Annotated in this window: 18 protein-coding genes; 13 read left to right on the top strand and 5 right to left on the bottom strand. The window is 71.7% G+C overall.

Annotated elements, in window-relative coordinates:
* Window positions 1–33: 33 nt before the first annotated feature.
* Window positions 34–354 carry a divalent-cation tolerance protein CutA gene (gene cutA, locus FHS29_RS03635; protein ID WP_184688150.1) on the top strand — a complete coding sequence of 107 codons (321 nt, stop codon included), beginning with the start codon at window positions 34–36 and terminating at the stop codon, window positions 352–354.
* On the opposite strand, the gene FHS29_RS03630 is transcribed toward cutA, so the two are convergent.
* Window positions 335–3004 carry an FAD-binding and (Fe-S)-binding domain-containing protein gene (locus FHS29_RS03630; protein WP_184688148.1) on the bottom strand — a complete coding sequence of 890 codons (2670 nt, stop codon included), beginning with the start codon at window positions 3002–3004 and terminating at the stop codon, window positions 335–337. The genes cutA and FHS29_RS03630 overlap by 20 nt on opposite strands.
* Window positions 3005–3090: 86 nt before the next feature.
* Between FHS29_RS03630 and fabG the strand changes: the two genes are divergently transcribed.
* From fabG to FHS29_RS03590, 8 genes are all read left to right on the top strand, one after another.
* Window positions 3091–3795, top strand: coding sequence for a 3-oxoacyl-[acyl-carrier-protein] reductase (gene fabG, locus FHS29_RS03625; RefSeq protein WP_184688145.1), 705 nt, complete (start codon window positions 3091–3093; stop codon window positions 3793–3795).
* Between the two features lie 32 nt (window positions 3796–3827).
* Window positions 3828–4595, top strand: coding sequence for an enoyl-ACP reductase FabI (gene fabI, locus FHS29_RS03620; protein ID WP_184688143.1), 768 nt, complete (start codon window positions 3828–3830; stop codon window positions 4593–4595).
* A gap of 80 nt (window positions 4596–4675) precedes the next feature.
* Window positions 4676–5692 carry a ferrochelatase gene (locus FHS29_RS03615; protein ID WP_184688140.1) on the top strand — a complete coding sequence of 339 codons (1017 nt, stop codon included), beginning with the start codon at window positions 4676–4678 and terminating at the stop codon, window positions 5690–5692.
* Window positions 5693–5933: 241 nt separating this feature from the next.
* Window positions 5934–6407 carry a YcxB family protein gene (locus tag FHS29_RS38050; protein ID WP_184688139.1) on the top strand — a complete coding sequence of 158 codons (474 nt, stop codon included), beginning with the start codon at window positions 5934–5936 and terminating at the stop codon, window positions 6405–6407.
* A 32-nt stretch (window positions 6408–6439) separates the two neighbouring features.
* Window positions 6440–7237 carry an Rv1486c family protein gene (locus FHS29_RS03605; protein WP_184688137.1) on the top strand — a complete coding sequence of 266 codons (798 nt, stop codon included), beginning with the start codon at window positions 6440–6442 and terminating at the stop codon, window positions 7235–7237.
* Between the two features lie 135 nt (window positions 7238–7372).
* Window positions 7373–8152: a TylF/MycF/NovP-related O-methyltransferase gene (locus FHS29_RS03600; protein ID WP_184688135.1), complete on the top strand. Its 780-nt coding sequence runs from the start codon at window positions 7373–7375 to the stop codon at window positions 8150–8152.
* 175 nt (window positions 8153–8327) lie between these two features.
* Window positions 8328–9716, top strand: a complete 1389-nt coding sequence (locus FHS29_RS03595; protein WP_184688134.1) for a sigma 54-interacting transcriptional regulator — start codon at window positions 8328–8330, stop codon at window positions 9714–9716.
* Window positions 9713–11647, top strand: a complete 1935-nt coding sequence (locus tag FHS29_RS03590) for a VWA domain-containing protein (protein ID WP_184688132.1) — start codon at window positions 9713–9715, stop codon at window positions 11645–11647. Before FHS29_RS03595 ends, FHS29_RS03590 begins: the two co-directional genes overlap by 4 nt.
* On the opposite strand, the gene FHS29_RS03585 is transcribed toward FHS29_RS03590, so the two are convergent.
* A complete protein-coding gene (locus tag FHS29_RS03585; RefSeq protein ID WP_184688130.1) occupies window positions 11613–12038 on the bottom strand; it encodes a hypothetical protein in 426 nt (141 codons plus the stop codon). The genes FHS29_RS03590 and FHS29_RS03585 overlap by 35 nt on opposite strands.
* Window positions 12039–12181: 143 nt before the next feature.
* Between FHS29_RS03585 and FHS29_RS03580 the strand changes: the two genes are divergently transcribed.
* The 3 genes from FHS29_RS03580 to FHS29_RS03570 all read left to right on the top strand — a co-directional run bounded on the left by FHS29_RS03580 (window position 12182) and on the right by FHS29_RS03570 (window position 13879).
* A complete protein-coding gene (locus FHS29_RS03580; protein ID WP_184688129.1) occupies window positions 12182–13075 on the top strand; it encodes a helix-turn-helix domain-containing protein in 894 nt (297 codons plus the stop codon).
* A complete protein-coding gene (locus FHS29_RS03575; protein WP_184688662.1) occupies window positions 13044–13220 on the top strand; it encodes a DUF397 domain-containing protein in 177 nt (58 codons plus the stop codon). The genes FHS29_RS03580 and FHS29_RS03575 overlap by 32 nt, the downstream gene beginning before the upstream one ends.
* Window positions 13221–13306: 86 nt before the next feature.
* Window positions 13307–13879, top strand: a complete 573-nt coding sequence (locus FHS29_RS03570) for a hypothetical protein (RefSeq protein ID WP_184688127.1) — start codon at window positions 13307–13309, stop codon at window positions 13877–13879.
* A 24-nt stretch (window positions 13880–13903) separates the two neighbouring features.
* On the opposite strand, the gene ctaD is transcribed toward FHS29_RS03570, so the two are convergent.
* Both ctaD and FHS29_RS03560 read right to left on the bottom strand, forming a co-directional pair.
* Window positions 13904–15688 (bottom strand): aa3-type cytochrome oxidase subunit I, encoded by a 1785-nt coding sequence (gene ctaD, locus FHS29_RS03565; RefSeq protein ID WP_184688125.1) that lies wholly within the window; start codon window positions 15686–15688, stop codon window positions 13904–13906.
* Between the two features lie 70 nt (window positions 15689–15758).
* Window positions 15759–16571 (bottom strand): slipin family protein, encoded by an 813-nt coding sequence (locus FHS29_RS03560; RefSeq protein ID WP_184688123.1) that lies wholly within the window; start codon window positions 16569–16571, stop codon window positions 15759–15761.
* A gap of 83 nt (window positions 16572–16654) precedes the next feature.
* Between FHS29_RS03560 and mshC the strand changes: the two genes are divergently transcribed.
* On the top strand, window positions 16655–17893 hold the full coding sequence (gene mshC / locus FHS29_RS03555; protein WP_184688122.1) for a cysteine--1-D-myo-inosityl 2-amino-2-deoxy-alpha-D-glucopyranoside ligase: 1239 nt from the start codon (window positions 16655–16657) through the stop codon (window positions 17891–17893).
* An 86-nt stretch (window positions 17894–17979) separates the two neighbouring features.
* Here mshC and FHS29_RS03550 read toward each other — a convergent pair whose 3' ends face one another.
* Complete coding sequence (locus tag FHS29_RS03550; protein ID WP_312864729.1) at window positions 17980–19770, bottom strand: S8 family peptidase; 1791 nt, start codon at window positions 19768–19770, stop codon at window positions 17980–17982.
* Window positions 19771–19860 lie beyond the last annotated feature (90 nt).

Here is a 19860-nt window from a genome sequence, read left to right as displayed (position 1 = left end):
TGCCCAGGATAGTCCGGCGCTACGCTGGCGAAGATGAGCGACAACCACGTCGTGGTGATCACGACCACCGACTCGGAGGCTGCCGCCGCCACGCTCGCCCGGGCCGTCGTGGAGTCCGGGTTGGCGGCGTGCGTGCAGGTCGGCGCACCGGTCCGGAGCATCTACCGCTGGCAGGGCGAGGTCCGGGACGAGCCGGAGTGGCAGCTGTGGATCAAGACCGCCTACGACCGGGTGGACGCGCTGACCGACTTCATCAAGGCCGACCACACCTACGACACGCCGGAGGTGCTGGCCCTGCCCGTTCTCGGCGGCAACCCGGACTACCTGGCCTGGATCACCGAGCAGACCCGCTAGGCCCGACGCCCAGCGACCGGGCCACCAGCGTCGCCGTGTGCACCGGCTCGGCGGACGACCCCTGCCGCACCTGGGTCCGGCAGCTGAACCCGTCCGCCACCACCGCCGTGTCCGGTGACGCGGCACGGACCGCCGGCAGCAGGGCCTGTTCCGCCACCGCCATCGACACGTCGTAGTGGCCCTTCTCGAACCCGAAGTTCCCGGCCAGCCCGCAGCACCCCTCCAGCACCGACGCCGTCACCCCGACCCGTTCCAGCAACTCCCGGTCAGCGCCGAGACCGGTCTCGGCATACTGGTGGCAGTGCGGCTGGACCACCGCGGAACCGTTGACCGGCAAGGGTTCCAGCAGCGGTGACACGTGTTCGGCGAACGTCCGCACCGACTCGGCGAGCCGCACCACGTCCTGGTCGTCGCCCGCCACCTCCAACGCGTCCGACCGCAGGAACGCCGTACAGCTCGGCTCCAGCCCCACGACCGGCACCCCGGCCCGGGTCCACGGCCGCAGCTCCCGCGCCGTACGCCGGATCACCCGACGCGCCATCCCCAACTGCCCGGTGGAGAACCACGTCAGTCCACAGCACACAGCGGCGCGTGGCACTTCCACACCTTGCCCCGCAGCGGAAAGCACGGCCGCCGCGTCCTCGCCGACGACAGGCTCGAAGTAGTTCGTGAAGGTGTCCGGGAACAGCAGCACCCGGTCGCCCGCGCCCCCACCGGTGAACGTCCGCTGGAACGTCCTGGACGCGGGCGTGGGCAACGGCCGCTCCGCCGTCACCCCGGCGAACCGCCCGAACCGCGACGTGACCCGGTTGACCAGCCGTAGCCGCAACCACAGCGGCAACCACCCCATCGAGTAGTGCGACAGCGGCCGGACACGGCGTCGGTAGTGGTGGTGCAGGAACTCCGCCTTGTACGTGGCCATGTCGACGTCCACCGGGCAGTCGCGCTTGCACCCCTTGCAGCCCAGGCACAGGTCCAGCGCATCCCGCACTTCGGCAGAGCGCCACCCGTCCCGCACGACCTGCCCGTTGAGCATCTCGAACAGCAGTCGCGCCCGCCCGCGCGTCGAGTGCTTCTCCTCCCGCGTCACCCGGTAGCTCGGGCACATCACCCCACCGGAGGTGTTCAGGCACTTCCCGACGCCCACGCACCGCCGCGTCGCCGCCGCCAGGTCACCGCGGTCGGCGTGCAGCGCCAGCTTCGCCCGGGTCGGGATCGTCGGCGGCGCGATCACCACCCGCAGGTCCTCGTCCAGCGGCAACGGGTCCACGATCCGGCCGGGGTTCATCCGGTTCTCCGGGTCGAACGCCGCCTTGAACCGGCCGAACGCGCGCATGGCCGCCGGCGGGTACATCCGCGGCAGCAGCTCGGACCTCGCCTGCCCGTCCCCGTGCTCACCGGACAGCGAACCGCCGTGCGCCACCACGAGGTCCGCCGCGTCCTCCAGGAACGACCGGTACCCGGCGCGCAGGTCGAAGTCGATGCGCACGTGCAGGCAGCCCTCGCCGAAGTGCCCGTAGGTCACGCCACGCCGCCCGTGCCCGGTCAGCAGCGCGTCGAACTCGCGCAGGTACGCCCCCAGCTTCTCCGGCGGCACGGCCGCGTCCTCCCAGCCGGCCCACGCCTCGCCGCCGTCGGCCATCCGGGTCGCCAACCCCGCGCCGTCCTCCCGCACCCGCCACAGCGCCCGCTGCCGCGCCGGATCGGTCACCACCACCGAGTGCGGGGCGAGCGACGCGGCCAGCCGCGCCACCGCCTCGTCCGCCGTCTCCACGAACAGCCAGCTCACGCCGCGCGGCAGCAGCGCCCGCGAACCGGCCGCATCCGCCAGCGACGCGTTGATGCCCTCCACCGCCAGCACGTCCAGCTGCCGCACCTCGGCGGCCCGGTCCGCCGCGTCGTACGGGCCGTCGAACCCCAGGACCGCCAGCACGCGCCGCTCCGGGGCCTCCACGAGCCGCAGCGACGCGCCCAGCACCGTCACGCAGGTGCCCTCGGTGCCGACCAGCGCCCGCGCCAGGTCCGGCAGCGCGTCCAGCCGGTAGCCCGACACCCGGCGGTCCAGCGACGGGAACCACGCGGGGTCCACGTCGGGCAGGTCGAGCGCCGGGGGAGTGCGGGTGTCGAACCGGCGCCCGTCCGGCAGCAGCACGTCCAGCGCCACCACGTTGTCACTGGTCTTGCCCCACGCCACGGAGTGCGAGCCGCACGCGTCGTTGCCGATCATCCCGCCGATCGTGCACCGGGAGTGCGTCGACGGGTCCGGGCCGAACAGGAGCCCGTGTGACCGGGCGGCGTCGTTGAGCCGGTCCAGCACCACGCCGGGCTGCACGACCGCGACCCGTTCCACCGGGTCGATCGAGACCACCCGGTCCAGGTACCTGGCGAAGTCGATCACCAGGCCGGACCCGGCCGAGTTCCCGGCGATGCTGGTGCCCGCGCCCCGGTTGGTGATCGGCACGTCGAACGCCACCGCCACCTGGACCGCCGACACCACGGCTGCCGGCGACCGGGGGCGCACCACGACCAGCGGCACGTGCCGGTAGTTCGAGGCGTCGGTCGAGTACAGGGCCCGGGCGGTCGGGTCGGCGAGCACGTCCCCGTCCACCGAGGCCCGCAGCTGTTCCACGAATCCGGTCACCCGGCCCATTGTGATCCACCCCCGGCCCGTGGTGGCGTACTCGGGGGTACGGGATAGCCTCGCCCCGCATCAACCAGCGGCGATGGGAGCACGGTGTGTCGAGGTCCGTACTGGTCACCGGCGGCAACCGGGGTATCGGTCTGGCGATCGCGCAGGCGTTCGCCGCGCAGGGCGACAAGGTCGCGGTGACCCACCGCGGCTCCGGCGCACCCGACGGCCTGCTCGGGGTCAAGTGCGACGTGACCAGCTCCGCCGAGGTGGACGCGGCGTTCACCGAGGTGGAGGCCGCGCACGGGCCGGTGGAGGTGCTGATCGCCAACGCGGGCATCACCGACGACACCCTGCTGCTGCGGATGACCGACGAGCAGTTCACCCGCGTGCTGGACGCCAACCTGACCGGCGCGTTCCGGGTCGCGCAACGCGCATCGAAGGGGATGCTGCGCAAGCGGTACGGCCGGATCGTGTTCATCTCCTCCGTCGTCGGCCTGATGGGCAGCGCGGGCCAGGTCAACTACGCGGCCAGCAAGGCGGGCCTGGTGGGTGTGGCCCGCTCGATCGCCCGCGAGCTGGGCTCGCGCAACATCACCGCGAACGTCGTCGCGCCCGGTTTCATCACCACCGACATGACCGACGCGCTGTCCGAGGAACGCCGCAAGCAGATCCTCGCCCAGGTGCCCGCCGGTCGGTACGGCACCACCGAGGAGATCGCCGCCGCCGTCACCTTCCTGTCCTCCGACGCCGCCGCCTACATCACCGGCGCGGTGCTGCCGGTCGACGGCGGCCTCGGCATGGGTCACTGAACCAACACTCTCAACTCTCGGAGGAAACACACGTGACGGGTCTGCTCGAAGGCAAGCGGCTGCTGGTCACCGGGGTGATCACGGACGCGTCGATCGCGTTCCACGTGGCCAGGGTCGCCCAGGAGCAGGGCGCCCAGGTCGTGCTCACCGGGTTCGGCCGGATGAGCCTGGTGGAGCGGATCGCGAAGCGGCTGCCGCAGCCCGCCCCGGTGGTGGAGCTCGACGTGCAGAACCAGGAGCACCTGGACACGCTGGCCGACCGGGTGCGCGAGCACGTGGACGGGCTGGACGGCGTGGTGCACGCGATCGGCTACGCGCCGCCGTCGTGCCTGGGTGCGCCGTTCATGGACGCGCCGTGGGAGGACGTGGCCACCGCGATGCACGTCTCGGCGTACTCGTACAAGGCGCTGGTGCGGGCCGCGCTGCCGCTGATGGGCCGTGGCGCGTCCGTGGTCGGCCTGGACTTCGACGCCCGCCAGGCGTGGCCCGCCTACAACTGGATGGGCCCGGCGAAGGCGGCGTTCGAGTCGATCAACCGCTACCTCGCGCGCGACCTGGGTCCGCAGGGCGTCCGGGTCAACCTGGTCTCGGCCGGCCCGGTGCGCACCATGGCCGCCAAGTCGATCCCCGGCTTCGCCGACCTGGAGTCCATGTGGGCGGAGAAGGCCCCGCTCGGCTGGAACGTGGACGACCCGACGCCGGTCGCCCAGTCGGTGTGCGGGCTGCTGTCCGACTGGTTCCCGGCGACCACCGGCTCGATGGTGTTCGTCGACGGCGGCGTGCACTTCCTGGGGCTGTAGCACGCCCGACCGGGTCGGCGTGCGGTCGACCACGCCGACCCGGTTGTGCGTTCGGGGCGCGGCGGCGCGAGGATGTCCGGGTGAGTTACGACGCGCTGCTCTGGCTGTCCTTCGGAGGACCGGAAGGACCCGAGGACGTCCGCCCCTTCCTGGAGAACGTGACCCGCGGTCGCGGTGTGCCGCCCGAACGGCTGGACGAGGTCGAGCAGCACTACCAGCACTTCGGCGGCGTCTCGCCGATCAACGCGCTCAACCGCGCCGCGATCGCGGCCGTCGAGCGGCTGGTCGACCTGCCGGTCTACTTCGGCAACCGCAACTGGCACCCGATGGTCGAGGACACCCTGGCCGAGATGAAGGAGGTCGGGATCCGGCGCGCCCTGGTGTTCCCGACCAGCGCGTACGGCGGGTACTCCGCGTGCCGCCAGTACGACGAGGACATCCTGCGCGCCCGCGCCGCCGTGCCGGACGCACCCGAGCTGGTGAAGCTGCGCCAGTTCTTCGACCACCCGCTATTCATCGACTCGTTCGCGGACGCCGTGCGCGCCGCCGCGGCCGACTTCGCCGACTACCGCCTGGTGTTCACCGCGCACTCGGTGCCGATGTCGGCGGACAAGGCCGCCGGACCGCCGGAGGAGGGTGGCCACCGCTACTCCCGGCAGGTCCTGGAGGCGTCCCGGCTGGTCGCCGGCTCGGTCGGGGTGTCCGACTACGACGTGGTGTGGCAGTCGCGGTCCGGTCCGCCGCAGGTCCCGTGGCTGGAGCCGGACATCGTGGACCACGTCGAAGCGCTGCACGACAAGGGCGTGGCGAACGTCGTGGTGTGCCCGATCGGGTTCGTCTCCGACCACCTGGAGGTGGTGTGGGACCTGGACACCGAGGCACGTGACCGGGCGGCCGGACTCGGCATGGGCTTCGCCCGTGCGGCCACGCCCAACGACGACCCGCGATTCGCCGAGCTGGTCGCCGAACTCGTCGCCGAGCACCTGACCGGCGCTCCGGTGCGCAAGCTGTCCGCGTTCCCGGCCGCCGGTTGCACGGTGAACGGGGCGCCGTGCGCGCCGCTGTGCTGTGAGCCGGCGAAACGGCCCAAGCACTGACCCACGCACTGACCCACGCACTGACCCACGCACTGACCCACGCACTGACCCGGACGTTGAACGGTGACGCTGTTCGGTGCACCCGCGAAACGGCCAGCACCGACCCGGGCACTGGGCGGTTCGGCGTGCGGTGAACCGGCGAAACCGCCCACGCCGTGACTTCCCCGGTGGTGTACTGCCAGCCTGCGAGGGAGCCCGCGCCGGGCTTCGCGCGCCGCGAGACCACGAGGAGGCCCGCGCGGTGAGTGTCGATTTCAGCTGGTCGCCCCAGCCGGGGGACTGGCGGGACGCGTTGCGGACCGCCGTCCCGATCTACCGGTGGGCCCCGTGGTTCGGCCTCGCGCTGGGCGTGCTCGGGGTCGTCGTGCTGTTCCTCGGCATGACGTGGGCGGGCGTGTTCGGCCTCGCGCTGGCTGTGATCATCATCGCACTCGTGCCCATCGGCACCGCCGTGAACTTCCACAACCACCCGCTCGCCGCGAAGGCGGTGACCGGCTCGGCGGACGATCACTCGCTGCGGATGTCGGTGGGCAGCGCGGCGCGCAGCGAGCTGGCCTGGGACGAGCTGCCCGGCTGGTCGGAGACGCCGCGGGGGTTCGTGCTGCGGACCGCCGGCACCGCGATGTTCGCCGTTCCGCACCGGGCGTTCGCCGCGACCGAGGACGTCGACCGGTTCCGCTCCCTGCTGGTGGAACACGTCGGCCCGGCGGCCTGAACCGTCGGTGGTCGCGCGTAACCTTGGCCAGCGTGTCCTGTGCGAGTGCGACGCTGGTCGTGTGGACGTCCGCCTGGCTGCATGGTGCGGCCGCGGCCGACGACGTCCTCGACGCCCTGGGGTTCTGGGCCGAGCTGCACGAGGTGGTGGCCGACGACGACGGCACCGCGACGGCGCTCGACCTCCCCGGCCCCGACGAGCCCCCGGTGGGCCTGGCGCTGCTGCTGGCCGCCCTGCGCCGCGCCTCGGCGTCCACCGCCCGGCTGGTGCTGCCGGTCCCCGGTGACGTCCGGGGCCTGGGCGGGCGGGGCCCGCTGAGCCAGTGCGCGCTGCGCGTCGGGCAGGCCGCGGTGCTACCGGAGGTGGGCGTCGGTCTGGTGCCCAAGCTGGTCGCGGACGGCGTGCTGCGCTGGACGGTGTTCGACCTGCCGACCGTGACGGCGACCGAGCACGTGCCGATCGGCGAGGCCGAGCACGGCCTGGGGTCGGCGATGCGCGAGGCGGCCACCGCGCTGGTGACGCTGGACGTGGCACGGCACCGGCCGAACGTCCGCGCCGAGATCGCCGAGCTGTCCGGCGAGTACGCCAAGCTGTCCTGGCCCGCCGGGATGCCGCCGCGCTCGCTGCGGGTGCTGCAACGGGCCGCCGAGGTGGCCGCGATCCTCACCGTGGCCGCGTCGGACGCGCCGGGCGGAGCGGTGTCGGCGTCCGCGCAGGTGGCCCGGGACGAGGCGCTGCGCCCGCTGTCGGAGGCCGTGCGGCGGGCGCGGGTGGCCGCCGTGGAGGAGGCCGTGCGGGTGCTCTCGGACCAGGGCGCGGGCCGCCACTAGCCGTGGGAACCGGTATTCCGGTCGGGCCCGCCACTATTCCTCCTCCCGGGAATGCGCGGGCATTCGGGGCAGTGGCCTTCCGATCAGCGGACGGACCGGGTAAGTGACTGGGGGTCGCCAGGAAAGGAGACCCCAGTGCTGGGCAGACTGCGCCAAGCGTTGTTGACCCGGATCGCGGGTGACGCGCCGGTCGAGGACGACCTCGTCCAGCGGTTGCGCCGGGAGTTCGAGGAGGTCGCACGGCAGGAGACGGACCGGCTGGTCGCGGCCGTCCGGGAGATCGAGCAGGAGTCGCGGCGGGACATCCACGGGGAGGCCGACCGGTACGCGCTGCGCACGACGGAGCGGTTCGTCCGGGAGAACCTGTTGACGGTCACCGCGTTCCCGAATCGCTTCGACACCCTTCGACACGCTCTGTCGCACGCGCCGGACGACGGGCTGGCGCTGGAGTTCGGCGTCTTCCGCGGCACCACCCTGAAGATCATCGCCGAGGAGCGCGCGGGCGGCGTCTACGGCTTCGACTCGTTCGAGGGGCTGCCCGAGGACTGGCGCCCGAAGCGCCCGGCCGGCTACTTCCGGGCCGACCACGTGCCGACGGTGCCTGGCGCGGAGATCGTGCCCGGCTGGTTCGACGACACGCTGCCGGACTTCTTCGCCGAGCACCCGGGCCACGTGTCGTTCCTGCACCTCGACGCCGACCTGTACTCGTCCACGGTGACCGCCCTGGAGCACGCCGGCCCCCGCCTGAGGCCGGGCAGCGTCGTGCTGTTCGACGAGTACTTCAACTACCCCGGCTGGGAGGAGCACGAGCACCTCGCCTGGACGGAGTTCGCGGCCCGGCACCGGGTGGGGTTCGACTACCTGTGCTTCACCTCGAACAACGAGCAGCTGGCCGTCCGGATCACGGCGATCTGACGCGTCCGGCCGACCGGCACGACGCGTGGCGGGCCCGGTGCGGCGGCGATCACCCCCACGGGGGACGGACCTTCCGTCTCCCGTTCGCCGTCCTGGGCCGGGGCACTGCCGGGCTCCGCAGGTCTGGAGTCGCTCCACATCGACCGCGAGCCGGGAGTTGCGTAGTTTCGAGTGGGTGACCTCTGTACTTCCCACGACCCTGGGCGAGCTGCGGACCGCCGCCGCGCACCCCCCGCGCCCCGTGAAAGCGGAACTGCGGGACAACCTGCTGGACGCCCTGCGTGAGAAGCGCGACCCGTGGCCCGGCATCGTCGGGTTCGACCGGACCGTCCTGCCGCAGTTGGAGCGGGCGATCCTGGCCGGCCACGACCTCGTGCTGCTCGGCGAGCGCGGCCAGGGCAAGACCCGCCTCCTGCGCACGCTGGTCGGCCTGCTGGACGAGTGGACGCCGGTGATCGCGGGTTCCGAGCTCAACGAGCACCCGATGCAGCCGATCACGCCGGAGTCCAAGCGCCGGGTCGGCGAACTCGGCGACGACCTGCCGGTGGCCTGGAAGCACCGGACCGAGCGGTTCGCCGAGAAGCTCGCCACGCCGGACACCAGCGTCGGCGACCTGGTGGGCGACGTGGACCCGGTGAAGGTCGCGCAGGGGCGCAGCCTCGGCGACCCGGAGACCATCCACTACGGCCTGCTGCCACGCTCCCACCGGGGCATCATCGCCATCAACGAGCTGCCCGACCTCGCCGAACGCATCCAGGTGTCGCTGCTGAACGTGATGGAGGAGCGCGACATCCAGATCCGCGGCTACACCCTCCGGCTGCCGCTGGACGTGCTGCTGGTCGCCACCGCCAACCCCGAGGACTACACGAACCGCGGCCGGATCATCACGCCGCTCAAGGACCGGTTCGGCGCGGAGATCCGCACGCACTACCCGCTGGAGGTCGCCGCCGAGATCGAGCTGGTGCGGCAGGAGGCCGAGCTGGTCGCCGAGGTGGGCGACCACCTGCTGGAGGTGATCGCCCGGTTCGTGCGGCACCTGCGGGAGTCGTCGTCGATCGACCAGCGGTCGGGTGTGTCGGCGCGGTTCGCGGTGGCGGCGGCCGAGACGGTGGCCGCGTCGGCGCTCCGGCGCAGCGCGCTGATCGGGGAGAACCCGCCCGTCGCCCGTCCGGTGGACCTCGACTCGGTGCCGGAGGTGCTGCGCGGCAAGCTGGAGTTCGAGGCCGGGGAGGAGGGGCGTGAGCAGGAGGTGCTCACCCACCTGCTGCGCCGTGCCGTCGCGGACACCGCGCGGTCCGCGTTCGCCGGCCTGAACCTGCGGCCGTTGGCCGAGCTGGTCTCCGACGGCCACCCGGTGGCGACCGGCGAGCTGGTGCACGCCGGCGACATCCTCGCCGCGCTGCCGGAGCTGCCGGTGCTGCACGAGGTCGCGCAGCGGGTGGGCGCCGGACCCAAGGACCCGGCGGGGACCATCGCGTCGGCCGTGGAACTGGCCCTGGAGTCGCTCTACCTGACCCGCCGGCTGTCCAAGGACACCGAAGACGACCGGACGATCTACGGATGAGCACCTACCGCTACGGCCGTTACGTCGACGGACCCGACCCGTTGGCGCCGCCCGCGGACCTGCGGGCGGCGATGGACGAGCTCGGGCGTGAGGTCATGGAGGGCGCTTCGCCCGACTCGGCGCTGCGCGAGCTGCTGCGCCGGGGACTGCCGGGCACCCGCGGCCTGGACGACCTGACGTCGCGGCTGTGGCGCAAGCGGTCGGCGATCCAGCGCCGGCACCGGCTGGACGGCACGTTGCAGGAGATCCGCCGGCTGCTGGACCAGGCGCTGGAAGCGGAACGGACCGCGCTGTTCCCCGACCCTGACGACGACGCGCGGTTCCGGGAAGCCCAGCTCGACGCCTTGCCGCAGGGCACGGCGGCGGCGGTCCGGGAACTCGCCGGGTACGACTGGCGTTCGCCGCAGGCCCGCGAGGCGTACGAACAGATCCAGAACCTGCTCGGGCAGGAGCTGCTGGACCAGCGGTTCCAGGGCATGAAGCAGGCGATGCAGAACGTCGGCCCGGAGGACGTCCAGCGCATCCAGGACATGCTTAAGGACCTGAACGCGCTGCTCGCCGCGCACGCCCAGGGCGCCGACACGCAGGAGCGGTTCCAGGACTTCATGCGCCGGCACGGCGAGTTCTTCCCGGAGGACCCGCAGAACGTGGAGGAGCTGATCGACGCGCTGGCGGCCCGTTCGGCGGCGGCGCAGCGGATGATGAACTCGATGACCGAGGAGCAGCGCCAAGAGCTGAACGCGTTGTCCCAGCAGGCCTTCGGCAACTCGGGCATCGGCTCCCAGCTGTCCGCGCTGGACTCGCTGCTGCAGGGCCTGCGGCCGGGCGAGGACTGGAACGGCGCGGCGCGCTTCCGGGGCAACCAGCCGCTGGGCCTGGGCGAGGGCGCGCAGGCGATGGCGGACCTGGCCGAGCTGGACGCGCTGGCCGAGCAGCTCTCCCAGTCCTACCCGGGAGCACGCCTGGAGGACATCGACGCGGAGGCCCTGGTCCGCCAGCTGGGGCCGGACGCGGGCGTGGACGCGCGCCGGCTGGCCGAGCTGGAACGCGAGCTGCGCCGGCAGAACCTGCTCGAACGCGCCCCGGACGGCTCGCTGCGGCTGACCCCGAAAGCGTTGCGGCGCCTGGGGGAGACCGCGCTGCGGGGCGTGATCGACAGCGTCCGGGCGCAGGGTCGGCGGGACAACACACTGGCCGGTGCGGCGGGCGAGCTGACCGGCAGCACCCGGCCGTGGCAGTTCGGCGACACCGAGCCGTGGAACGTGCCGCGCACGATCACCAACGCCGTGCTGCGGTCCGGCGTCGGCGAGATCCGGCTGGACGTGTCGGACGTGGAGGTCAGCGAGACCGAGCAGCGGTCGCGGGCGGCGGTCGCGCTGTGCGTGGACACGTCGTGGTCGATGGTGCAGGACGGCCGCTGGGTGCCGATGAAGCGCACCGCGCTGGCCCTGCACCACCTGGTGACCACCAGGTTCCGCACCGACGCGTTGCAGCTCATCACGTTCGGCCGGCACGCCGAGACCGTGGACATCGGTCAGCTCACCGCACTGGAGGGCGTCTGGGAACAGGGCACCAACCTGCACCACGCCCTGCTGCTCGCCGGCCGGCACCTGCGCCGCCACCCCGACGCCCAGCCCGTCGTGCTGGTGGTGACCGACGGCGAGCCCACCGCCCACCTGGAACCCGACGGCGAGGCCGAGTTCTACTACCCGCCGCTGCCGCGCACCATCGCGAAGACCATTGTGGAGGTCGACGGCCTGGCGCGGCTGGGCGCCGCGATCACCGTGTTCAAGCTCGGCGACGACCCGCGGCTCGCGCAGTTCGTCGACCTGGTGGCGCGGCGCAGCGGTGGGCGCGTGGTCGCACCCGGCGAGGACGGCCTGGGCGCGGCGGTGGTCAGCGACTACCTGAGGTCCCGCCGGCGGCGTTGACGCCGGTCCGGACGCGGTCGGCCGTCGGACCTGCTGCCGGGTCGGTACCAGCCTGCCCGGTGTCCGCCTGCGCTGGGTCCGCCTGGTCTGGCAGCCAGACCAGGTGCGGTGTCACGTCCTCGGCCAGGGAGAACAGGCGCAAGGCGGTTTCCGGGGTCTCCGTGCTGAGCCGGAAGCCGCCTTCGACGCAGAGCACCTCGGCGTGGTCGCCCAGGTCGATGCCCCAGGCGGCGATCCAGGCGTCCTCGCGCACCCGGTATTCCTCCACGATCGCGAACACCCGCGGGGCGTCGCGGGTGACCAGGTCGCGGAGGATCGCCGCGAACTCCTCCTTGCCGCACAACGGTTTCGCTTCGGCCGATCGTTGTGGGTGTTCGTCCAGCGCGTTCATTCGCCGCCTTCCTGTGGGGTGAGTACAGCCACGGTATTACTGTCATTAGGCAGTAGGAATTGCACGATCGGGTGTACTGCCGGGGCCTCGTACCGCCCGATACCTCTGGTGGGATCGGGAAGCGAAGACGAGAGGACCACTCGATGGCAGCCCAGCCGCCGCCGCTCGCGCGGCGCATCGAACTCGGGGCGCTGCTGCGCACCTACCGCGAACGGGCCGGCGTGGAACCCTCCGACGTGGCCGACGCGCTCGGCTGGTCGTACGTGCAGAAGGTCGGCCTGGTCGAGAGCGGCAAGCGGAAGCTCGCGGCGGTGGAGCTCACCGTGCTCGCGGAACTGCTGAACCTCGATGCCGACGAGCGCGCGAAGGTGGTCGAGCTGGGCAAGGTGGCCCGCAAGCGCGATCCCGGTCCCGCGTTCGTCGCCGACTGGGCGCAGACCTACGTCGCCCTCGAAACGGCGGCCGAGCACATCAAGGTGTTCGCCGAGGAACTGCTGCCGGGCCTGGTGCAGACCGAGGACTACGCCCGCGCGCTGTTGGCGCAGGGCGTCGCGTTGCAGCCCGACCAGGTGGAGGCGGCCGTCCGGCAGCGGACCGACCGGCAGCGGAGGCTGGTGGAACCGGGTGGGCCTCGGCTGACTGTCGTGCTCAGCGAGTCCGGCCTGCGGCGCCAGGTCGGCGATCGTGAGGTGATGCGCGGTCAGCTCACCCACCTCCGGCAGTTGGCCTCACGGCGGAACGTCTCCATCCAACTGCTGCCGTTCGAGTCCGGTGCCCACCTCGCGCTGGGCACCAGGTTCACCTTGATCCACATCGGGGATCCGGTCGTCACGTTCGCGTACGTCGAGGCTCTGACGGACTCCGAGATCTATGATCGTCCGCCGCACACCGAGGTCTATACACTGGCGTTCGATCGGGCCCAACGCGCGGCGCTGTCCCAGGCCAAATCCCTTGCGTGGCTTGATCACCTCATCGACGGGTTCGACCGGGTGGAGGCTTCACGCCGTGACGAGCGAGTGGCGCAAGAGCAGCCGTAGTCAGAACGGCGCCGACAACTGCGTCGAGGTCGTGAGCTCGCCGAGCAGGGCGGCGGTGCGTGACTCGAAGAACCCGGACGGGCCGGTGCTGGTGTTCGCGTCGGCGGAGTTCGCGGGATTCCTCAAGCACCTCAAGACCACCTGAGGTCCGTCGCCGAGGGTGGTGCAACCCGACACCGTCCGTGTTCCGTCTTGAAGCCGAGGACGGACCACGGAAGGGGTTGTGTGCTCGTGAACCGGGTCGGACCAGTAGTCGTGCTGTTGGCCGCGTTCGCGGTGGGCGGCTGCGCCACGTCGGAGATCGGGAAGGACGTGGGGCGACCGTCGTCCAGCCAGGAACCCTCGTTGTCGGCCACCGTCGGGACACCGGTGGACGACCCGGTGCTGGAGGCGGCGGCGAGCGGGTTGGGGCCGGTGCTGGAGGCCGGTTTCCCGGACACCTACTCGGGCCTGCGGCTGGACCAGGACAAGGGCGTCGTCGTCGTGTACCGGCTGCCGGACCCGGCGCTGGACGACGCGGCGCGTGCCGGGGCGCGGGGCGCGAAGCTGGAACTGGTGGACGCCAAGCACTCCCTGAAGGAGCTGCGCGAGGTCACCGACCGGATCTCCGCCGACGCCGAGCACTGGAAGAGCGAGGGCATCCAGGTCTCCACCTGGGGTCCGGCGGTGGACGGCTCGGCGGTGAACGTCACGACGGTCGCGGGCAGCGAGTCGGACCGGGCGGCGTTGGCCGCGCGGTACGGCGAGGACGTCATCCGCGTGTCGCGGGAAGACTTCCCGGTGCCCGCGCCGACGACGGAGTGACGTGGTCGGCGGGGAGGTTCCCGGCTAGTCGGGTCCGGTGTCGCGGTCGGTGGTCTTGGTGTCGCGGTCCGTCGAGGCCAGGGCGGTCTCGGTCGCGTCGTCCGGCGGCACGTGGCGCTTGCCCGGCTTGGTGAGGGAGAAGTGCGACTCGGCGCGCATCCGCTCCACCATGTGCGGGTAGTGCAGTTCGAACGCCGGGCGCTCGGACCGGATGCGGGGCAGTTCGGTGAAGTTGTGCCGGGGCGGTGGGCTGGACGTCGCCCACTCCAGCGAGTTGCCGTAGCCCCACGGGTCGTCGCGGCCGGCCGGGTCGCCGAAGCGGTAGCTGCGGAACACGTTCCACACGAACGGCAGGACCGACGCGCCGAGCAGGAACGCCCCGATGGTCGAGACTGTGTTCAGCGTGGTGAACCCGTCGGACGGCAGGTAGTCCGCGTACCGGCGCGGCATGCCGAGGTTGCCCAGCCAGTGCTGGAGCAGGAACGTCAGGTGGAAGCCGAGGAACGTGGTCCAGAAGTGCAGCTTGCCCAGCGGTTCGTTGAGCATCCGGCCGGTCATCTTGGGGAACCAGAAGTAGATGCCGGCGTAGGTGGCGAACACGATCGTGCCGAACAGCACGTAGTGGAAGTGCGCCACCACGAAGTACGTGTCGGTCACGTGGAAGTCCAGCGGCGGCGACGCGAGGATGATGCCGGTCAGGCCGCCCAGCAGGAACGTGATCAGGAAGCCGATGCTGAACAGCATCGGCGTCTCCAGGGTGATCGAGCCCCGCCACATGGTGCCGATCCAGTTGAAGAACTTGATGCCCGTGGGCACCGCGATCAGGAACGTCATCAGCGAGAAGAACGGCAGCAGCACCGCGCCCGTGGCGAACATGTGGTGCGCCCACACGGCCACCGACAGCGCCGCGATGGCGAACGTGGCGAAGACCAGTCCTTTGTAGCCGAACAGCGGTTTCCGGCTGAACACCGGGAAGATCTCGCTCACGATGCCGAAGAACGGCAGCGCCACGATGTAGACCTCGGGGTGGCCGAAGAACCAGAACAGGTGCTGCCAGAGGATCACGCCGCCGTTGGCCGGGTCGAACACGTGCGCGCCCAGGTGCCGGTCCGCCGCCAGCCCCAGCAGCGCGGCGGTCAGGATCGGGAACGCGATCAGGACCAGGATGCTGGTGACGAAGATGTTCCAGGTGAAGATCGGCATCCGGAACATGGTCATGCCGGGCGCCCGCAGGCAGCACACCGTGGTCACCATGTTGACCGCGCCCAGGATGGTACCCAGGCCGCCGACCGCCAGGCCCATGATCCACAGGTCCGCGCCGACACCGGGGGAGTGGACCGCGCTGGACAGCGGCGTGTAGGCCGTCCACCCGAAGTCCGCCGCGCCGCCGGGCGTGACGAAGCTGGACACCACCATCGTGCCGCCGAACAGGAACAGCCAGTACGAGAACGCGTTGAGCCTGGGGAACGCCACGTCCGGCGCGCCGATCTGCAACGGCAGGATGTAGTTGGCGAACCCGAACAGGATCGGCGTCGCGTACAGCAGCAGCATGATCGTGCCGTGCATGGTGAACAGCTGGTTGTACTGCTCGTTGGACAGGAACTGCAGGCCCGGCCGGGCCAGCTCGCCGCGGATGAGCAGCGCCATCAGGCCGCCGATCATGAAGAACGCGAACGACGTGCCCAGGTAGAGCAACCCGATCTGCTTCGGGTCGGTGGTCTTGAACAGGCCGAGCAGGACCGCGCCTCTGGACCGCCGTCCGGCCGCCCCCGGACGCGTGATCACGGGTTCCGGTTTGAGCGCGGTCATGACGGCCTCCCTCGTCCTGGCGACGTGAGCCACGACCATGGTCCACCCGCACGGGTGCGGCGGCAATCGCTCAGCCGGGGAGCTGTTCGGTCGGCTCGCCCCGTTCGGGTGCCCCGGCCGGCCGCGACAGCTGCTCGGACGAGCGTTCCAGGAACCTCAGCAGCTCGACCGGGAACGGCAGCACGAGGGTCGAGTTCTTCTCCGCCGCCACCTCGACGATGGTCTGGAGCAGCCGCAGCTGCAACGCGGCGGGCGTCTCGGCCATCTGCGCCGCCGCCTCGGACAGCTTCTTGGACGCCTGCAGCTCGCCGTCCGCGGTGATGATCCGGGCCCGCCGCTCCCGCTCCGCCTCCGCCTGCCGCGACATGGACCGCTTCATGCTCTCCGGCAGCGCCACGTCCTTGATCTCGACCCGGTCGATCTCGATGCCCCAGGACAGGGCCGGGTTGTCGATCATCAGCTCCAGGCCCTGGTTGAGCCGTTCCCGGTTGGACAGCAGGTCATCCAGCTCGCTCTTGCCGATGATGGACCGCAGCGAGGTCTGCGCCACCTGGAGCACGGCGAACCGGTAGTCCTCCACCGTGACCACGGCCCTGACCGGGTCGGTGACCTTGAAGTACACGACCGCGTCCACCCGGACCGTGACGTTGTCCCGGGTGATGCCGTCCTGCGCGGGGATCGGCAGCGTGACGATCTGGAGGTTCACCTTCTTGAGCCGGTCCACCCCCGGCACCACCAGGGTCAGCCCGGGCCCGCGCAGCGCCTGCCGCACCCGCCCGAACCGGAAGACGAGCCCCTGTTCGTACTGCTTGACGACGCGGGCGCCGGCCGCGAAGCCGAGCACGGCGATGCCGAGGAGGACGAGCACGACGTCGAGGACCATGGCGATCAACTCCCACGATCAGGGTACGCCGGGCATCCCGCCAGGCGGACGGCCACTTGGCCCCGAGAGTTAGGGTCGAACCCATGCAGACCTGGTCATCCACCCCTGTCCCGCGGGTCGCGGGCGAGCCGCGCCCGCTGCGGCTGTTCGACACGTCCACCGGCGAGGTACGCCCGACCGCCCCCGGTGACACCGCCAGGCTGTACGTCTGCGGCATCACGCCCTACGACGCGACCCACCTGGGTCACGCCGCGACCTACCTGACGTTCGACCTGGTCCACCGGGTGTGGCTGGACAACGGCCACGAGGTGCACTACGTCCAGAACGTCACCGACGTGGACGACCCGCTGCTGGAGCGCGCCGAGCGCGACCAGGACGACTGGGTGGTCCTGGGCATGCGCGAGACCGCCCTGTTCCGCGAGGACATGGTCGCGCTGCGGGTGCTGCCCCCGCGCGAGTACGTGGGCGCCGTGGAGGCTGTCCCCGAGGTGGTCGAGGCCGTGGCGAAGCTGCTCGCCGACGGCGCGGCGTACCGGGTGGACGACCCGGAGCACCCGGACGTCTACTTCGACCACTCGGCCACCGGCCACTTCGGCTACGAGTCGAACTACGACGTCGAGACCATGACGAAGTACTTCGCCGAACGCGGCGGCGACCCGGACCGCGCCGGCAAGCGCCACCCGCTGGACGCCCTGCTGTGGCGCGCCGCGCGCCCCGGCGAACCGTCGTGGCCGTCCGAGCTGGGCGCGGGCCGCCCCGGCTGGCACATCGAGTGCAGCGCCATCGCGCTGAACCGCCTCGGCGCCGGCTTCGACGTCCAGGGCGGCGGCTCCGACCTGATCTTCCCCCACCACGAGTTCAGCGCTGCGCACGCCGAAGCGCTGACCGGCGAGCACCCGTTCGCCCGGCACTACGTGCACGCGGGCATGATCGGCCTGGCCGGCGAGAAGATGTCCAAGTCGCGCGGCAACCTCGTCTTCGTGTCCAAGCTGAGGGCGCAGAAGGTGGACCCGAACGCGGTCCGCCTGGCCCTCTTCGCCGGCCACTACCGCACCGACCGCCCGTGGAGCGACGCCCTGCTCTCCGCGGCGCTGGACCGCCTGGCGACCTGGCGCCGGGCCGCGGCCCTGCGCTCCGGCCCGTCCGCCGAGGACACCGTCGGCAGGCTCCGCGACCACCTCGGCAACGACCTGGACACCCCGAGCGCACTGGCCGCCCTGGACGCGTGGGCGGCGCGAGCCCTGTCCACCGGCGGCACGGACGAGGCCGCTCCGAGGCGCTTCCGGGACGCCGTCGACGCGCTGCTGGGCGTGGAGCTCTAGGCAGCCGCGTCGCCGGCCCCGCGCACCGGGCGGTGGGGCCACCCCCGTGCCGGAGGTGGCCCCACCGTGGTGAGTGCTTCAGCAGGTCACGCGTCGATCGACCAGCTGTCGATGCGACCCGTGTCGATGGTCGCCTGGTCGCGGACGCGGAGCTTCCACGTACCGGTGGCCGTCTCCGAGGAGGCGTTCACCGAGAACGTCTTGCTGATGTTGTCCGCGCTGCCGCCTGCCCGGTTGTGCAGGTTGTAGACGGTGCCGTCCGGCGCCACCAGGTCGACGATCAGGTCGCCGATGTAGGTGTGCACGATGTTGACCGTCACCTGCGTGGTGGCCGAGGCGTTGCCCGCGCAGGTCAGGTCGATCGGGCTGTTGACGTCGCTGTTGTCGCCGATCGCCACGTCGGTGCCGTTGGTCACCGCGTCGCAGCCCGGTGTGCCGTCGCGCACGGTCCAGGTGAACGTGGCGGCGCCCTTCTTGCCCGCCGAGTCGGTCACCGAGACGTTCACCGTGCTGGTGCCCGGCGTGGTCGGCGTGCCGGTCACCCGGCCGGCCGCGTCACCGGTCAGGCCCGCCGGCAGGCCGGTGAACGCGAAGGTGTACGGCGGGGTGCCGCCGGTGGCCGTGACCTGGAGGTTGACGGCCTGGCCCACGGTGGTGGTCTGGTTGCCGGGGTTGTTGACGACCGGGTCGCTCGGCGCGTCGTTCTTGACGAACAGCAGCTTGTTCGCCGAACCGGTGCCCGGGTTGGTGATCTTGCCCGAGGTGGCCGCGGTCACCAGGGCGCTCTCGACCTGGGCCGGGGTGGCCGACGGGTTGGCCGAGACGTAGATCGCCGCCGCGCCCGCGACGTGCGGGGACGCCATCGAGGTGCCGCTGATGGTGTTGGTCGCGCTGTCGCTGGTGTGCCAGGCGGACGTGATGTCCTGGCCGGGCGCGAACAGGTCGGTGCAGGTGCCCCAGTTGGAGAACGACGCACGCGCGTCGGACCGGTTGGAGGCGTTGGTGCTGATCGCCTCGCGCACGCGGGCCGGCGAGTAGTTGCACGCGTTGGAGTTGTCGTTGCCCGACGCCACCGCGGTGGTGACGCCCGCCGCGACCAGGTTGCGCACCGCGGTGTCCGTCGCGGTGTCGGCGCTGCCACCGAGGCTCATGTTGGCCACGGCCGGCTTCACGGCGTTCTGGGCGACCCAGTTGACGCCGTTGACGACACCGGCGGACGTGCCGGAGCCCTGGCAGTTCAGCACCTTGACCGCGACCAGCTTGACTTCCTTGGCCACGCCGTACCGGGTGCCGCCGACCGTGCCCGCCACGTGCGTGCCGTGGCCGTGGCAGTCGGTGTTGTTGCTGTCCACCGTGTTGGTGCCCCAGGTGGCGCGACCGCCGAAGTCCTGGTGCGTGATCTTGATGCCGGTGTCGATCACGTACGCCCGGACGTTGCCCGCCCCGTTCGGGTACGTGTAGCTGTTGTCCAGCGGAAGGTTCTGCTGGTCGATGCGGTCCAGACCCCAGGACGGCGGGTTGGGCTGCACGCCCGTCGCCTTCACCGGCAGGTCGGCCTGCACGAAGTCGACGCGCGGGTCGGCCGCGACGCGGCGGGCCTGGGCGGCGGACATCGTGGCGTGGAAGCCGTTGAGCGCGTGCTGCCAGGTCGTGCGGACCTGGCCACCGTACTTGCCGACCAAGGCGTCGGCGGTGGACGCGGACAGCGCTCTCGGCGAGGCCGAGTCGCGCAGGGCCACGATGTACGAGCCGGGCACGGCGTCGGCGCGGTCCGCGCCGAGCACCTGGCCCTCGGCCGCCGCCACACCGGTGGTGCCGAGCGCCAGCGCGGCGGCCGACACCGCGGCCAGGCCGAGTATCGCCGTCCTTCTGATCAAGCGGACGTGTCCCATGAACGGGTACTCCCTCGGACAGGGTCGCCCGCCCGTCGCGGCGGGTGTGCCGGACGGGTGGGCTTGCAGGGATAG

Source organism: Saccharothrix tamanrassetensis (assembly GCF_014203665.1).
Taxonomy (GTDB): domain Bacteria; phylum Actinomycetota; class Actinomycetes; order Mycobacteriales; family Pseudonocardiaceae; genus Actinosynnema; species Actinosynnema tamanrassetense.
This window is presented reverse-complemented; position numbering and strand designations above follow the sequence as displayed.

Excerpts from the sequence above, each read along its gene's own strand:
- FHS29_RS03585 (WP_184688130.1), bottom strand. The coding sequence starts at position 12,038 with ATGAACGCGCTGGACGAACACCCACAACGATCGGCCGAAGCGAAACCG.
- ctaD (WP_184688125.1), bottom strand. The coding sequence starts at position 15,688 with ATGACCGCGCTCAAACCGGAACCCGTGATCACGCGTCCGGGGGCGGCC.
- FHS29_RS03590 (WP_184688132.1), top strand. The coding sequence starts at position 9,713 with ATGAGCACCTACCGCTACGGCCGTTACGTCGACGGACCCGACCCGTTG.
- FHS29_RS03630 (WP_184688148.1), bottom strand. The coding sequence starts at position 3,004 with ATGGGCCGGGTGACCGGATTCGTGGAACAGCTGCGGGCCTCGGTGGAC.
- FHS29_RS03580 (WP_184688129.1), top strand. The coding sequence starts at position 12,182 with ATGGCAGCCCAGCCGCCGCCGCTCGCGCGGCGCATCGAACTCGGGGCG.
- mshC (WP_184688122.1), top strand. The coding sequence starts at position 16,655 with ATGCAGACCTGGTCATCCACCCCTGTCCCGCGGGTCGCGGGCGAGCCG.
- cutA (WP_184688150.1), top strand. The coding sequence starts at position 34 with ATGAGCGACAACCACGTCGTGGTGATCACGACCACCGACTCGGAGGCT.
- FHS29_RS03560 (WP_184688123.1), bottom strand. The coding sequence starts at position 16,571 with ATGGTCCTCGACGTCGTGCTCGTCCTCCTCGGCATCGCCGTGCTCGGC.